This window comes from Bacillus sp. GM2, assembly GCF_056155945.1.
Genome location: NZ_JBRKSZ010000007.1, coordinates 1,351,071 through 1,365,430, shown reverse-complemented (window position 1 = coordinate 1,365,430; position 14,360 = coordinate 1,351,071). Strand labels below are relative to the sequence as shown.

Genomic DNA, 14,360 nt, shown 5'->3' with positions numbered 1-14,360 from the left:
CGTCTGAAAAAATACAAACAAAAAAACCGGCAAAAAGCCGGCTTCATGAAGAAAAATCAAAGTAATTGCGCTTCAATATGCGCTCTGTTTTCATCAGCGCATCATACGAAACGGACGAAGGCAGTTTTTTTGTATCGATCAAGAGCAGCTGATTTTCAATTTCCCAGGTGACATTGTCCTCCTGATAGACCATGCCGCAGCCTTCGCATTCAACCGCAGGTGTATCGGTGATTTCGATCGCTTTCGTCCCGTCAGGAAGCTCCCAATAAACTGCCGTGCGGGCTTCCCCGGCTTTTTCTTCGCTGCACCATTCACACCTCTTCATTGCACACGCCCCTCAGCTTCGCCTTCTTTTTTTTGCTGGGCAAGGAATTTCTTTTCTTTCAATTCATCGCGCTTTGCCCGGCGGCTTTTCAATGTTTCATGATCGGGCCTTGCGGAATAGCTCTCCCTTCTTTCGAGCCGTTTTAAGCCGTCCGGTGTGTATGAAAGAGCTTGATCCGCATAGATTGCCGATATGCCGATCTCCTCTTTTTCCTTCATTACATCAGGGAAAATTTCAGAAAAATAGTCGTCCGCTCTTCCCGGAATATAGTTCTCAGGCTCAGGATAAGACGTAATGACGCCTTCAAAATTGCGGAGCACAACTTTATCAGGGCTTTGCGAAATCAAGTAATTCGGCTGTATGGCGATTTTTCCGCCCCCGCCCGGCGCGTCAACGACAAAGGTAGGCACTGCATACCGCTCGTGTGTCCTCGCAAGCCTTCAATGATTTCAAGACCTTTGGAGACAGGCGCTCTGAAATGGCCGATTCCTTCAGACAAATCGCATTGATAAATATAATACGGACGGACTCTGATTTTCACCAAATCATGCATCAGCTTTTTCATAATGGAAACGCTGTCATTTATACCGGCCAAAATCACGGCCTGGTTGCCGACCGGCACCCCGGCGTTGACCAACTTCTCGCAGGCTTCCTTCGCTTCCTTCGTGATTTCGATGCTCGTGTTGAAATGCGTATTCAGCCAGACGGGATGATACTTTTTCAAAATGCTGCAAAGCTTGTCGGTAATCCGCTGCGGGAAGACGACCGGGGCTCTTGTGCCGATCCGGATGATTTCCACGTGCGGGATCGCACGGAGGTTTTTCAAAATATATTCAAGAATTTGATCGTTAATAAGAAGGCCGTCCCCCCCTGAAATCAGGACATCCCTGACATCGGGCGTATCCCGGATATATGCGATCGCCTGATCGAGCTGCTTTTTCGGCACGCCCATGCCGATTTGTCCGGAAAATCGCCGCCTTGTACAGTATCTGCAGTACATCGAGCATTGATTAGTGACGAGAAACAAAACCCGGTCCGGATAGCGGTGGGTTAAGCCGGGGACTGGCGAATCTTCATCCTCATGAAGGGGATCTTCAAGATCGTATTTTGTTTTGTGCATTTCTTCTGCCAGGGGCACCGACTGCATTCTGATCGGACAGCGCGGATCATCCGGATCAATCAGTGAAGCGTAATACGGCGTAATATTTAAAGGGATCGTCTTTGTGGAGATTCGCACCCCTTCTTCTTCCTCTTTCGTAAGATTGACGACTTTTTTCAAATCGTCAAGCGTTCTGACAGTGTTGGTCAGCTGCCAGATCCAGTCGTTCCATTTTTCCTCGGGAACATCTTTCCAAAGCTCAATATCCTTCCAGTGCCTTTTCGGCTGAAACAGACCGTTTTCCATCTTTCATCCCCCTATCAGCATTTTCCCTATACTTTTCAGGTTATGTGACCGGTGTGAAAAGTGTCTCTTCAAATGTAAAACCAGCGGAAGACCGCTTTTTAAGACCGGCTTAAATTTTTGCACCAGATGTTCATGTTCTCGATATTTTTATAAATGAGGCAGTTGTTCAAAAGCCGGCCCCTGTATGAGTATGATAAATGATAAAGACTGGCGTTCATCCCGAAAGAAGCTGCTCTTGCGATTGAATAAACGTAAAAGATACCCGCTTGTTTCAAATCGGTTTCAAGTGCGGCAATCAGCCGCCTCGTCAATGAAAAGCCCCTGTATTCCGGCAGGACGGCGCAGTCGGTTATTTCCGCATTCCCCAAAACGGGATTCACGTCTGCACCTGCTGATGCAATCACTTTTTCCCCGTCAAAAGCGAGGTAGTAAACGGCCCCTTTCCCCATCGCTTCCTTAAGATATGCCGGATCTGAAACAGGCGCGGGGTATACAGGAAAGACACAGTTGTAGAGATCGGCGAGACCAGGAGCATCACTGGAGGCGGCCCGCCTGATTTTAAAGGAAGCGTTTTGGGCCTCCGCGATGCGGGGAGTGCTGAACAGCTCTGTCAGCATTTGATCCTGCGCAAGCCAGTCAGCGGTTTTTCGCCTGTCTTCTTTCACATATTTTACGAACACGTCAGCATCATGCCCGTTAAAGTATCCGTCAATTTTCCCTTCCGGTTCAAACGTCCGCTCAAGCAAAGCGTTTCTGTCAGTCGTTTTGGTGAAAACGATCATTTTCCCTATGCCGTGTTTTTTTGCTTCTTTCAATATGGCGGGAAAAAATGAACACACATCGCCATCATAATTGATGATTCTGATTCTTTTACTGAACAAGTCGACATCCGCTTCAAGCGTACAGCTGTCATTGCTCCATTTTTCCACCATATTTAACCTCCAAATCAGCTGATCTTTTCACCGTTCATAATCACACCAATTCATAATAAACAGGCTGATGATTTTGGCTGACTGAATCAGGGCGTCTTTTTCAATATATTCATTTGCCTGGTGAGCCATTTTTGTTTCTCCCGGTCCGAAGACGATGACAGGGGTGCCTCCGGCGTGCGACAATATTCCGCCGTCTGTCGCCCACGGGGAAGCTTCGATTAGGGGATCTTTTGCCGTGATGGTTTGATAGGCGGATTTCAGCACTTTCGTCAGTTCATGGTCTTCAGCCAAATCGTTTGGGAGCCACATGGCGCCGAACCATTCTATGTCAACAGGATAGTGTTTAAACCATTCATCATGGTATTGAAGATCATTGAGCCAGTTTTCAAACTCGGCCTGGACGGCTTCAGGAGATTCGTTCGGAGCGATTCCGCACCTTCCTTCCAGTGTCACCGTGTCGGCGACCGATGAAGGCCATGCGCCTCCGTTGATCGTGCCGATGTTAATCGGAATCGGAATCGGGATATTGTCATACAAAGAATCTGTTATTCTCTTATTCCTGACCTGTTCAAGCTGGCGGAGCGACTGGATGACAAGCATGCTTTTTTCAATGGCGCTGACACCTTCATATCTTGTGCCGCCATGTGCAGAAAGCCCTTTGACCATGATTCTGAACCACATCGATCCCTGCTGCTTAATAAACATTTTCATATTTGTCGGCTCGGGAATCAAAGCGCCGTCCGCCTTGTAGCCCCTCATGACGGCCGCCAGCGTCCCGGCTCCGCCACACTCCTCGTCTACGACACTTTGAAAAATCAGGTCTCCTTTTAATTGAACCCCGCATTGCTCCAGCGCTTCCATCGCGATTAAAAGAGCCGTATTGCCGCCTTTCATGTCAGTTGTGCCTCGGCCGTATATCCGTCCTTGCTTCATGACCGGCTGAAAAGGCTCCGTTCCCCAGTCTTTTCTGTTTCCTTCAGGCACGACATCGATGTGTCCGTTTAAGATCAGCGATTTCCCGCCGCCCTTTCCTCTTTTGACAGCCGCAATATTCGGGCTTTCTTTAAAGCTTGTTCTGTCTGATTTAAACAGCGGGTGCTGTTCCAATTGCTTCATGCTCGGCTCCCAGACATCGATTTCAGCTTCGAATTGCCTCAGTTTCTCCAGGACGACGGCTTGGGCGGTAAATTCACTGCCCATTGTGCTTTTTTCTCCGACAAGTTTTTTCAAAAGGCGAACCGCTTTTTTCTCGTGCGAATCAATCCAATCGCACACCTTTCTCTCTATGTTCTCCATTCAATTCCTCCTCTTACGAAAGCGGCAGTTCGATCCGGACCTTTCCATCCGTCAGCCGCAGCACATCATCAAGATCCTCTTCATTCATCAGCTCTTTTAATACAAAACCGCCGCTGTCAATGGTGATCACGGCTTTTTCTGTAATCACCATGTCTACACAGCCTTTTGCTGTCAGTGGCAGAGTGCAGTTAGCGACAAGTTTGGGTGCGCCGTTTTTATCGGTATGGCTCATCACGACAATGACTTTTTTCGCCTTTTGGGCAAGCTCCATCGCCCCTCCCATTCCAGGAACCTTTTTGCCGGGGACGATCCAGTTGGCCAGATCCCCTGACTGGCTGACCTGCAGAGAACCAAGAATCGTGACATCAATCGCGCCCTTTCTGATCATGCCGAACGACAGGGCCGAATCGAAATAAGAAGCGCCTTTTACTACGGTGACAGGCCAGCCTGCCGCATTGCAAAGATTCTCATCTTCCCTTCCTTTTTCAGGCGACTCGCCGATGCCGAGAAGCCCGTTTTCAGATTGGATCATAACGGAAGTGCCCGGATCTAAAAAATTGGGAACCAAAGACGGAATGCCGATGCCCAGATTGACAATCATTCCGCTTTTGATTTCGCGGGCCGCCCGTTTTGCAATTCTCTCCCGCTCTATGACTCCCAAACCCATTTCCAGTTCACCCCTTCCGTTTCAGCGACACCTTCGACAAAAACACCGGGTGTTACAACTTCTTCTTCATCGAGCTCTCCAAGCGGAACGATCCGCTCCACTTCGGCAAATGTTCGATCAGCAGCCATCGCCATAAGCGGGTTCATGTTACGCGCCGTTTTGTCGTAGATGATATTGCCGAATTCATCGGCGGTTTTCCCATAAATAAAAGCGTATTCCGCACTCAGCGCTTCTTCGGCAAGGTATTCGCGACCATTCAAAGAAACGATCTTCTTTCCTTGACGCACCATGTCATTATCGATCCCAATATCGGTCAAAATGCCGCCAAGACCTGTGCCGCCGGCACGGATTCTTTCCGCGAGCGTCCCTTGCGGTGAAAATTCAACGGCGAGAAAACCGTCAGTCATTTGTTTTCCCGCAACGGGATTTGATCCGATATGGGAAGCGATCAGCCGCCTTACACGGTTATTGACGATTAATGGACCGATGCCGATCGCGGGAAATCCTGCATCATTGCATATGACCGTTAAATTTTTTACGCCTTTTTTCAAAATCGCACTGATGAAAGAAGGCGGTGAACCGACTCCCCCAAATCCGCCAAACATGACGGTCGCTTCGTCTTTCAAATCGGCAATCGCATCTTCAACAGCAATACGTTTGTTCAGAACCGTCATCTTTCGCGTATCACCTTTTCTGCTTGTTTTTCAATCTCGTGTACGGCATGTTTAAATATATGAATGAGTTCTTCCAGCTCTTGATCCGATATCGTAAGGGGCGGCGCAATGATGACCGCATCTCCCCCGCCGCCGTCAATACCCGCCTGGGACGGATAAAGAAGCAGGCCTCTTTTTTTCGCTTCGGAAATGACGAGAGCCGACACCGGCATTGATGAAGGAAATGTCTTTTTGCTTTTTCGATCAGCGACAAATTCAATCCCGAGAAGAAGCCCCTTGCCCCGAACGTCGCCAATGATGCTCGACTGTTTCATGACTTCTTTCAGCATCTTTTTCAGCTTTTCCCCTTTTAGCCCGGCTTGTTTAACAAGATCGTGCTTCAAAATGTAGCGGAGAACGGCGAGCGCCGCACGGGCTGAAAAAGGGTTTGCGCTGTACGTATGTCCGCTCATGATGACTCCTGAGCCGTTTTTGACCGTTTCCATGATGTCATCGGATATGACCGCTGCGGCAATCGGTGAATACCCTGCGCTCATCCCCTTGCCGAGTACGGCAATATCCGGGGTCACACCCCAATGTTCAATCGCCAGCAACCGGCCGGTTCTTCCCATCCCGCTCATGACTTCATCCGCGATAAAAAGAATTTCATTTTCTTCGCAAATCTCTTTTACTTTTTTGTAATAACCATCAGGTGCTGTTATGGCTGCTCCAGCAGCCCCGATGACGGGTTCGGCCACGAAGCCCGCGATGAATTGCTTGCCGATCCTTTTAACGGCGAGCTCGATTTCTTTCACGCACGCTTCCTGGCATTCGGGATGAGAAAGCCGGCATCTGTAGCAGTTTGGCGCGGAAGCGGCGGGATACTTGTGCAGCATGTGAGTAAACCTGTAGCGGCGCTCATAAAATCCCGACAGCGACAGGGCTCCGTTTGTAATTCCGTGATAGCTGTTCCATCTTGAAAGGAAAATCGTTTTGTCATTTTGCCCCTTTTCCTGCCAGTATTGAACGGCGATTTTCATAGCGGTTTCAACAGCTTCCGACCCGCTGTTGACAAAAAAAGACCAATTCAGATCACCCGGCAGCCATTCAGCAAGGAGTTCGGCAAGCTGTTCAGCCGGTTCACTCGTAAACTGTGAACGGTAGACAAATGAAACGGCATCAAGCTGTTCTTTGAGAGTCGCAATCACTTCTTGTACACCGTGCCCGAGATTGCAGGTAACAGCCCCTGAACAACCGTCAAGGTACCGCTTTCCGGAATTGTCGACAATCCAGCTTCCTTTTGCATACTGAACGACCGGATAGCTTGCGTGCAAATCCGGCTTAATCAAAAACGACATGAAAACTCCCCCCTTCCCCAATGAGAGGTTTTTCTTTACATTATATGAATGGGGAAAAGGCGGCATTCTCTTTTCAAGCGGAAATGGTTGATTTCGGAGCGATCGCCGTTAGTTGTAAACAAAAAAATAAAAGGACATGTCCTTTTATTTTTCCAAGCGCGCTTATTCACATTGACGTTTTGTCCTGCAAAGCAACTGTTTCCTTCGTCTGTTTTTCCCATAAATAAAATGATCTCATCATCGAAAACGCAGCAAACGGCGCGGGCAGTGCGACGATGAGAAATAAATATTCGGGACTGACGGCATCCGACAACATCCCCGCGGCCGCATAGCCGAGCGGCATAAAAGAGCTGTTAACCGCAAAAAAAGCGCCCAGCGACCTTCCTCTGTTTTCACCTTCCGTTACCCTTTGCAAGTAACCTTCAATATAGATGTTGACTACGCCGCTGATCATTCCGATGACGATCAAAATCGCGGCGCCGAGCACGACATGATCAATCCAGCCGAGAGGCGACAAAAGCAGGCCGAAAATCAGCATTAAAGCGGGCACAGCTGCTTTTGCGTGCTCCGGTTTTGCGATAAAGGACAAGAAAAGCGCCGCAGACAGCGTCCCGCACGCCCAAAATGATTGAAAAGCGCCGCCCAGCCAAGCCTGATCTTTTATTAATAGCGAAGTCCAAATGACGATATATATTGGAAAACCGCTGAATACAAGCTGCTGTATGCTCGTCCCATACAACAAATACTTGAGCGGCTTATTTTGAAACAAGCTTGTAAAACCGCTGAACAATTGTTTGTTTGTAAAAGGAATACGCTTTTGGCTGCCCCTTTTATCTATGATTCTCCACTCCAAAAAGATGGACAGGAGGGAGAGGCTTCCGCACAGCACCCATAACCAGCCGAAATGCAGAAAGGAAAACAGAACCCCTGTGACAAGCGGAACGATCACTTGGATAAGCTGTGTGATCACTTCTTGAAATGCGATACCTTTTTCAATTTGTTCTTTTCTCAATGTATCCGGCAAGAGCGATCTTGCAGCAGGTTCGATTGCGGTCAAACATGCCGATACAATCGCCCTTGCAACCGCCAGTAACATAACTGAACTCATGCCTGACAGCCAAAAATCCGATTATTAAAAATACAGTTGAAATGATCATATCTGAAGCCGCAATCAATTTCCCCCTGTGAAACCTGTCGGAAAGCCAGCCTGTAAACGGCGATATCAAAATTGAGACAGTCAGACCGATGCCAATCACGACGCTTCCCGAAAGGGCGCTTCCGGTTTCAGATAGAGACCACCATACCAATGAATAATAGAAAAGAACCGAACTAAAGAGCGATAAAAATGTTCCAGACCACAGTCTGAAAAAGTCCCTTTTTATGACCCAAGCATATTTCAAAGTTTCTCCCCCGTTTGTCCGATATTTTCACCTCATGATTATATTACATATATATGTAAAATTTTACAATGAAAACAAAAAACCTTCCGGATGGAAGGCTTTGTGAGCATGTCAAGCGACCGGGCGTAGGGCTTTTAGCTAGCAAATGAAAGCCGCACCGACAATGATGAGCAAAATAAAGAGGACAACGATGAGCACAAATGTGTTTCTGCCGTGAAACCCGTAGCCGTATCCTCCAGTAGGACAGCAATAATGGGAGTAATGCACAGGCTTATCATCCTTTCGTATAAAGTCTACACCCCAGCCTATGCAGGCCAAGTCCCAGTTGGTATGTGCACCTGCCTACTTTATTCGAACAAATATTTAAATATCGTTGTGAGCTTTTCCTCCTGCTGAAAACCCAGCTTTTCATAAAACGTTTTCACCTGATCGCTTCCCGAAGTCACAAGATAGCACGATTCCATGCCCGATTGTTTGGCAGCGGCGAGCATCTGCTTGATAAGGCCAGATCCATAGCCTTTTCGCTGGTAAGGTTCCAAAATGGCGACTTCCTCGATTTTAGCAACGTTTTCGTCCTGATCGAGATAAAGTTCGGCACATCCAATCGGTTCTCCTTCTTCCGAATAGCAGACACACAGCTGAATGATGCCTTCCTCGTAAAAAGGATACTTGCGCAGCAGCTTTTCTTTCGCAAACGCTTCATTGATCGACAAAGAATCATAAGCCTGCATGATGCGGCAGCCGTCACTGAGCGATTTCTTCGTCCCCCATTCTGCCCGCACAGGGGAAACTCCTTTCCAATCTGCAAGCCGGATCGAATAAAACAATTCTTCATCAAGAATGTATCCAAGATCAAAGAGCGACTTTTTCATTGTGAAAGGGAGATCGCGGTTAAAAGAGCTTTTCACATGAATATAATTTCGTTTTAATATATCGGGTACCCGAACGAGCAGGGAGTACAGCTCTGTCAGCGGAAATTCGTCCTGCAGCTGCAGAAAATGAGATGAAAACATTTGCGGGATCTGGTCATCTGTGTATAGATGATAATGCGGCTCAATTTTTTTGCTGCATGTCAGCATTAAATAACGGTCTTCTGTGTTTGAAATGGATGTCACAACGGCTGCCTCTTTTCTCAAGATGTTCTATCATAATGTTTTTCGCTTTCAGAGCAGAAAATCCTCTAAAAAGATGACTCTTTGAAAGAAAGGATCATCTGAACATGCGGCTCTTCTCAGCTTTCTTCTCCGGATTTCTTGCGTTTTTTCATAGACGAGTTTCTTCCACATGATATGGAAGTTCATAAACCGCTTTAAATTAACATTTTTCCTTGTTTGTATTTCGTGGGATGTTAACGGATTTTTCGTAACAAGTTTCAAATTTTTATTGTTTGCTGGGTATCCTCACGGCAGTCTTCATGCCGCTTTACTTTATCAATAGAAACTACTCGACTTTTTCGCTCGGAGTATGCAATTCCAAATTCGGAGATAAAAAAGCCCTCTCTGCTTTGTGAGAGCAAAGAGGGCAGATCCTTGATAATTTATTGAGCGCCTTTAAGACCTATTTTTCACGTTCAAACAGCTTGACATATTCGCCGTACCCTTCTTTTTCAAGGTCATCCTTCGGCACAAAACGGAGGGCTGCTGAATTGATGCAATAGCGCAGGCCGTCCGGTCCGGGGCCGTCCGGGAACACGTGTCCAAGATGGGAATCGGCAGATTTGCTTCTCACCTCAGTCCGAACCATGCCGTGTGAAGTGTCAAGTTTTTCTTCGATCTCCCCGGAATCGACCGGTTTTGTGAAGCTTGGCCAGCCGCAGTGTGCGTCAAATTTGTCAAGCGATGAAAACAGCGGTTTTCCCGACACGATGTCGACATAGATTCCGTCTTCGTGCAGATCCCAGTATTCGTTTTGAAATGGAGGCTCCGTCCCGTTTTTCTGCGTCACTTCATACTGCATCCGGGTCAGCTGCTTCAGCCGTTCTTCTTTATTGTTCGTCATGCTTTCGCCCCCAATGCTGTTGTAAAAATCCTTCTCTGCCGCTTCCGATCCGATACTGTGTGTAGCGTTCAGGATGCTTTTTATGATAATCCTGATGATATTCTTCAGCCGGATAAAATGGCCCGGCTTCCAGAATGTCGGTCGCGATCGGATCTTTAAAGATGCCACTTTCTTCAAGCTTTTTCTTCGATTCCTCAGCGAGTTTCCGCTGCTTGTTATTATGGTAAAAAATTGCTGTCCGGTAAGACTCGCCGCGGTCTGCGAATTGTCCTCCGCTGTCAGTAGGATCGATTTGCTGCCAGTAGAGTTCCAGCAGTTTTTCGTATGGAAAGACATCGGGATCAAACGTGATTTGCACCGCTTCCCTATGTCCCGTTGTATTGCTGCAAACCTCTTCATAGGTCGGATTTTCCGTATGGCCGCCGGTATAGCCGGATTCGACTTTTATAATGCCCGGCTGTTCGTCAAAAGGCTTGACCATACACCAAAAGCAGCCTCCGGCAAATGTGGCGAGTTCTCGTTTTTCAGCCATCTGTTCTGCCTCCTTCTCTTCAACATTTGCTGGGAATCATTATACCACATCATGCTCATTTTTAAGCCTGCTCCCGCTCATCGCAAAATCAGCCGCTGCCTAAAAAGAAAAAATGACAATAATATGTCATTGCTATCACCAAATTCTAAGAAACAGCAGTATTCATCTATCATTGTCATGGGCCGTTGTTCAATTGATGGTCAAATGAACTAAAAATCTTCTGAAACATACACTTGAAAAACGAAAATTATGGTATCATAGTGATATCATGTTCATGAAAAATAATATTCATGCTGATTCGGTCATTCCTTTTTAAAAAAAGCTGAAATTTGCTACTTATATGGAGGGGCGAAATTTTGAAAGTTAGAGAACAAATGATGTATGATATGGAAGCACTGCTTCGCACAGTATTTAAACAGATACGTGATGAAATAAATGAGCTGCTCGAAAAAGAGATGTCCCGCAATGAATTCATGATTCTCCGCCTGCTGAGCGAGCAAGGTCCGAAGAAAGTCACGGAGTTTGCAACGATTTTAGGCGTTTCTGCGAGCCATATCACAGCTGTAACCGATGCGTTGGTTGAAAAAGGATGGATCACGAGAGTCCGGTCAAAAGAAGACAGACGGATCATCAAAATCCATCTGACAGACGCGGGAAAAGAAATTATCAGATATTTTGAAGAAAAGAAAACGGAATATTATTTCAAGCGGTTCAGCAGCTTCAGTGATGAAGAGCTGAAAACGCTGATTGAACTGTTCAGCAAATTGGACAAAAAAAGGGAACAGCGCTAATCCGGGTTTTACATAAATTGGCCCGAATCTGTGCACCTTAATTCAAAAAAGAGGTGTACTGACTTATGACAGCTCCTTATCTTTGTCCAAACTGCAAAACAAACCGAACACGGTTCAACTTAATCGAACAGTCCCCAACATCCGTTAAGATTGATCCGGCAACAGGGGAGATCATGGAAACGTATTCAGATGACGAGCTTTCTCCATTTCACCTGCCGTACAGCGGTCCCGCCATAAAAGTGCAGTGCGGCGCGTGCGGATTAATTGAAGATGAAAAGACTTTTATCAAGCTTGCCGAATTCGATAAACGCACCTAACAAAGACAGGATAGATGGACATCGTTTCATCTATCCTTTTTCGTACAGCTTAAAGTGATGTGCACACCCGGTTTCTCCCAAGGTGTTTAGCCCTGTACAAACATTGGTCGGCTTTTTCAATCAACTCGTCCGTACTGCGAATGACCTCCGGAAATGCCGCAACCCCAATCGAAACGGTAATATGAATCTTTTTAGAATGAGAAATTGAAAAAGTGTGTGTCTCCACTTCCTTGCGTATCCTTTCAGCGATCTCTGCAGCCTGCGAATGGGAACTGTTCGGCAATATGACCGAAAACTCTTCTCCGCCGTTTCTTGATACGATATCTTCCGTACGCGTTGACTTTTTTAAAATCGTTCCCAGTTCTTTTAAAATCACGTCTCCGTTTGAATGTCCGTATGTATCATTAATCGTTTTGAAATAATCGATATCGATCATAAGCAAAGACAGTTTCTCGTTCTTCTCCATTGCGTTTGAAATATGAGCATTCCATATCGCATCAAAATGGCGGACATTATTCAATCCCGTTAAATAATCAATCGACGATTCCTCTTCATACTTTTTTAACAGAAAATGAGATTTTTTTAAATATGAGACGACATATACTGATGTAAATCCGCCGATAGTAGATAAAATCCAGAACCAGATCATTAAAATTTTCACTAAATGGAAATCATGGAGGAGCATCAAGATCACAATTGAAATCGCCACATTGGCAAAAATGACTAAAGCAAATGTCTTTCGATAAGTGTCAGCGTCTTTATCCATGACCCTGAGGATGAGATAATATCCCATGAATATAACGATCATTCCTGTGAGCGCAGCAATCGAAGATGTATTCCCCCCGTAAACAAATCTTCCTCCTATAATCAGCAGAGAACAAATAAAGGCCGGAAAGGCGCCCGTAAATAAAAACAAAATCATGACGGGCACATAACGCAAATCAACGAGCGTCTCATCGGTTGCCTGGATCGAAAAGAACATGAGCACATTTCCGAGCAACCCTCCCATGACGCCGTCAATCCAATCAAGTTGTTTATTAGTAGCTTTTCGGGAAAAAATATTCCACTTTAGCTGAGTGTAAATAAAGAGCGAAGTTATTAAAATGCACAAATTCAAAAATAAATCGATTAAAAACATGACAAGCCCCCAACACCAAACTCATTTTATATTGTATATATCGTCAATTATTAAGACGTTAAAAGCATTTTTGTTTCTTTGCTTCAGATACCCGGCGGGAGGCACTTCCGGGGCTTGCTTTCATTTTTCAAATAAAACGAGGTGCTTCCACTTCGCGTAGCGGTAATATAAAAACGCAGTCAGGCTGCTCAGCATAAAGCTCATTCCAATGCCAAGGGCTATGCCGTTTTCGCCAAGCCACTTTGAAAATAAGTATGTAAACGGATAACGCAAAGCCCAAAAAGAAATCACGTTCAGCACCAAAATTTGAAACATTGCGCCGGCTGCCCTTACAACACCGTTTAACACAAAGTTAATCCCGATAAACGGATAGAAAAAAGCGATCGTTTTTAAATATTCTTCCCCGAATGCGGCTGAATCGGCTTCCGAAATAAACAGCCTGACCGCATGATAGCCTGTCAGAAATATCGCGGTGCTGACGGCAGCCATAAACAGCAGAACATAAATGACACCGTAATGAGCGATTTTTTTCGTACGCTCCATATCGCCGCTGCCGACGGTTTGGCCAGCCATACTGTTGACAGCAGTGCCGATGGCCATCGCCGGGAGAATCAGCAGGCTGTCAAGCCGCTGTACCGCGCCAAATCCTGACACGACACGTTCTCCAAATGAATTGACAACGCTCATAATTGCCATCGAGCCGCCTGAAATCACCATCATTTGCAAGCCGGCAGGCACTCCGAGCTTCAAAATGACGGACGTCTCTTCCAGCGACGGAAGCGCCGGCTTTGAAAATGGAACAAGCCGCTTTCTCACCGTATAGACCACACCGTAAATGAAAGCAATCCCTTGGGAAATGACGGTTGCATAGGCCGCTCCTGCAATTCCGAGGTTGAATACCGAGATAAACAGCGGATCCATGAACAGGTTCAGGATGACGGCCAAGAGGACGAAACGCAAAGGTGTTTGACTGTCACCGACCGCCCTTAACACTGTACTGATGAAATTATAGCCGAATAAAAATATAATCCCGATAAAATGAATGCTCAAATAGCTTACAGCCAAATCCATCATATTGCCGGGCGTTTGAAGAAGCGAAAGCAGAGGCTCTGTGAAAAAATAGCCGATAACCCCGAGCAATACGCTCATCGCCGTCATCAGAACGACAAACGCGTTGACATATGAAGCAAGTCCCTTCTTATCCCCTTTTCCTTTTTGCTGCGCAAGAATCGTCAGTGCCGCATTGTTGACGCCTAATACGAACGACAGCACCGTAAAGAAAACCGTCCCTGAGACGGCCGCAGCACCGAGAGCTTTTGCTCCGAGCAGATTTCCGACCCACAAGCTGTCAACGAATTGAAATGAAATCTGCAAAAGATTGGCTAAAATGATCGGGCCAGAAAAAAAGACCAGCTGTTTAAACACATTTCCGTATGTAAAATCCGTTTTCATTGTTTTCTCCTTTTAAACTGTCGTCTTGATCGCGATGTGACCGATGGCTTCGCAGCCTCATATGATGTCAGAAAGCATGAAAAGGGGCGTGACAAG

Annotated in this window: 16 protein-coding genes and 1 pseudogene; 2 read left to right on the top strand and 15 right to left on the bottom strand. The window is 46.3% G+C overall.

Annotation, left to right across the window (positions count from 1 at the left end):
• Positions 1-43: 43 nt before the first annotated feature.
• The 13 genes and pseudogenes from ACVC9U_RS07930 to msrA form a co-directional block, all read right to left on the bottom strand.
• A complete protein-coding gene (locus ACVC9U_RS07930) occupies positions 44-325 on the bottom strand; it encodes a YokU family protein (protein WP_020451850.1) in 282 nt (93 codons plus the stop codon).
• A pseudogene (gene kamA, locus ACVC9U_RS07925) lies at positions 322-1,730 on the bottom strand (lysine 2,3-aminomutase). Before kamA ends, ACVC9U_RS07930 begins: the two are co-directional and overlap by 4 nt.
• 98 nt (positions 1,731-1,828) lie before the next feature.
• On the bottom strand, positions 1,829-2,662 hold the full coding sequence (ablB, locus tag ACVC9U_RS07920; protein ID WP_145652241.1) for a putative beta-lysine N-acetyltransferase: 834 nt from the start codon (positions 2,660-2,662) through the stop codon (positions 1,829-1,831).
• Between the two features lie 27 nt (positions 2,663-2,689).
• On the bottom strand, positions 2,690-3,958 hold the full coding sequence (locus tag ACVC9U_RS07915; RefSeq protein ID WP_441390490.1) for a peptidase: 1,269 nt from the start codon (positions 3,956-3,958) through the stop codon (positions 2,690-2,692).
• A 13-nt stretch (positions 3,959-3,971) separates the two neighbouring features.
• Complete coding sequence (locus tag ACVC9U_RS07910; RefSeq protein ID WP_145652237.1) at positions 3,972-4,625, bottom strand: 3-oxoacid CoA-transferase subunit B; 654 nt, start codon at positions 4,623-4,625, stop codon at positions 3,972-3,974.
• Entirely contained in the window at positions 4,607-5,299 is a 693-nt protein-coding gene (locus ACVC9U_RS07905) for a CoA transferase subunit A (protein ID WP_025811276.1), read from the bottom strand. The genes ACVC9U_RS07910 and ACVC9U_RS07905 overlap by 19 nt, the downstream gene beginning before the upstream one ends.
• On the bottom strand, positions 5,296-6,636 hold the full coding sequence (locus ACVC9U_RS07900; protein WP_025811275.1) for an aspartate aminotransferase family protein: 1,341 nt from the start codon (positions 6,634-6,636) through the stop codon (positions 5,296-5,298). The genes ACVC9U_RS07905 and ACVC9U_RS07900 overlap by 4 nt, the downstream gene beginning before the upstream one ends.
• A gap of 166 nt (positions 6,637-6,802) precedes the next feature.
• The gene (locus tag ACVC9U_RS07895) at positions 6,803-7,732 is read right to left on the bottom strand and encodes an MFS transporter (protein ID WP_237562600.1); all 930 of its coding nucleotides are present in this window, start codon (positions 7,730-7,732) and stop codon (positions 6,803-6,805) included.
• Complete coding sequence (locus tag ACVC9U_RS07890) at positions 7,629-8,036, bottom strand: MFS transporter (RefSeq protein WP_237562599.1); 408 nt, start codon at positions 8,034-8,036, stop codon at positions 7,629-7,631. The genes ACVC9U_RS07895 and ACVC9U_RS07890 overlap by 104 nt, the downstream gene beginning before the upstream one ends.
• A gap of 138 nt (positions 8,037-8,174) precedes the next feature.
• The gene (locus tag ACVC9U_RS07885; protein WP_003182774.1) at positions 8,175-8,303 is read right to left on the bottom strand and encodes a YjcZ family sporulation protein; all 129 of its coding nucleotides are present in this window, start codon (positions 8,301-8,303) and stop codon (positions 8,175-8,177) included.
• A gap of 80 nt (positions 8,304-8,383) precedes the next feature.
• Positions 8,384-9,151 (bottom strand): GNAT family N-acetyltransferase, encoded by a 768-nt coding sequence (locus tag ACVC9U_RS07880; RefSeq protein WP_081379925.1) that lies wholly within the window; start codon positions 9,149-9,151, stop codon positions 8,384-8,386.
• A gap of 442 nt (positions 9,152-9,593) precedes the next feature.
• Positions 9,594-10,034: a peptide-methionine (R)-S-oxide reductase MsrB gene (msrB, locus tag ACVC9U_RS07875; RefSeq protein ID WP_075754189.1), complete on the bottom strand. Its 441-nt coding sequence runs from the start codon at positions 10,032-10,034 to the stop codon at positions 9,594-9,596.
• On the bottom strand, positions 10,021-10,566 hold the full coding sequence (gene msrA, locus ACVC9U_RS07870; RefSeq protein ID WP_065643839.1) for a peptide-methionine (S)-S-oxide reductase MsrA: 546 nt from the start codon (positions 10,564-10,566) through the stop codon (positions 10,021-10,023). The genes msrB and msrA overlap by 14 nt, the downstream gene beginning before the upstream one ends.
• A 356-nt stretch (positions 10,567-10,922) precedes the next feature.
• On the opposite strand from msrA, the gene ACVC9U_RS07865 reads away from it, so the two are divergent.
• Both ACVC9U_RS07865 and ACVC9U_RS07860 read left to right on the top strand, forming a co-directional pair.
• The gene (locus ACVC9U_RS07865; protein WP_020451863.1) at positions 10,923-11,357 is read left to right on the top strand and encodes a MarR family transcriptional regulator; all 435 of its coding nucleotides are present in this window, start codon (positions 10,923-10,925) and stop codon (positions 11,355-11,357) included.
• A gap of 65 nt (positions 11,358-11,422) precedes the next feature.
• Positions 11,423-11,674 (top strand): hypothetical protein, encoded by a 252-nt coding sequence (locus ACVC9U_RS07860; RefSeq protein WP_020451864.1) that lies wholly within the window; start codon positions 11,423-11,425, stop codon positions 11,672-11,674.
• 49 nt (positions 11,675-11,723) lie between these two features.
• Here the strand turns inward: ACVC9U_RS07860 and ACVC9U_RS07855 are convergent, their stop codons facing one another.
• The gene (locus ACVC9U_RS07855) at positions 11,724-12,812 is read right to left on the bottom strand and encodes a GGDEF domain-containing protein (protein ID WP_075754187.1); all 1,089 of its coding nucleotides are present in this window, start codon (positions 12,810-12,812) and stop codon (positions 11,724-11,726) included.
• Positions 12,813-12,932: 120 nt separating this feature from the next.
• Positions 12,933-14,264: an MATE family efflux transporter gene (locus tag ACVC9U_RS07850; RefSeq protein ID WP_075754185.1), complete on the bottom strand. Its 1,332-nt coding sequence runs from the start codon at positions 14,262-14,264 to the stop codon at positions 12,933-12,935.
• Positions 14,265-14,360 lie beyond the last annotated feature (96 nt).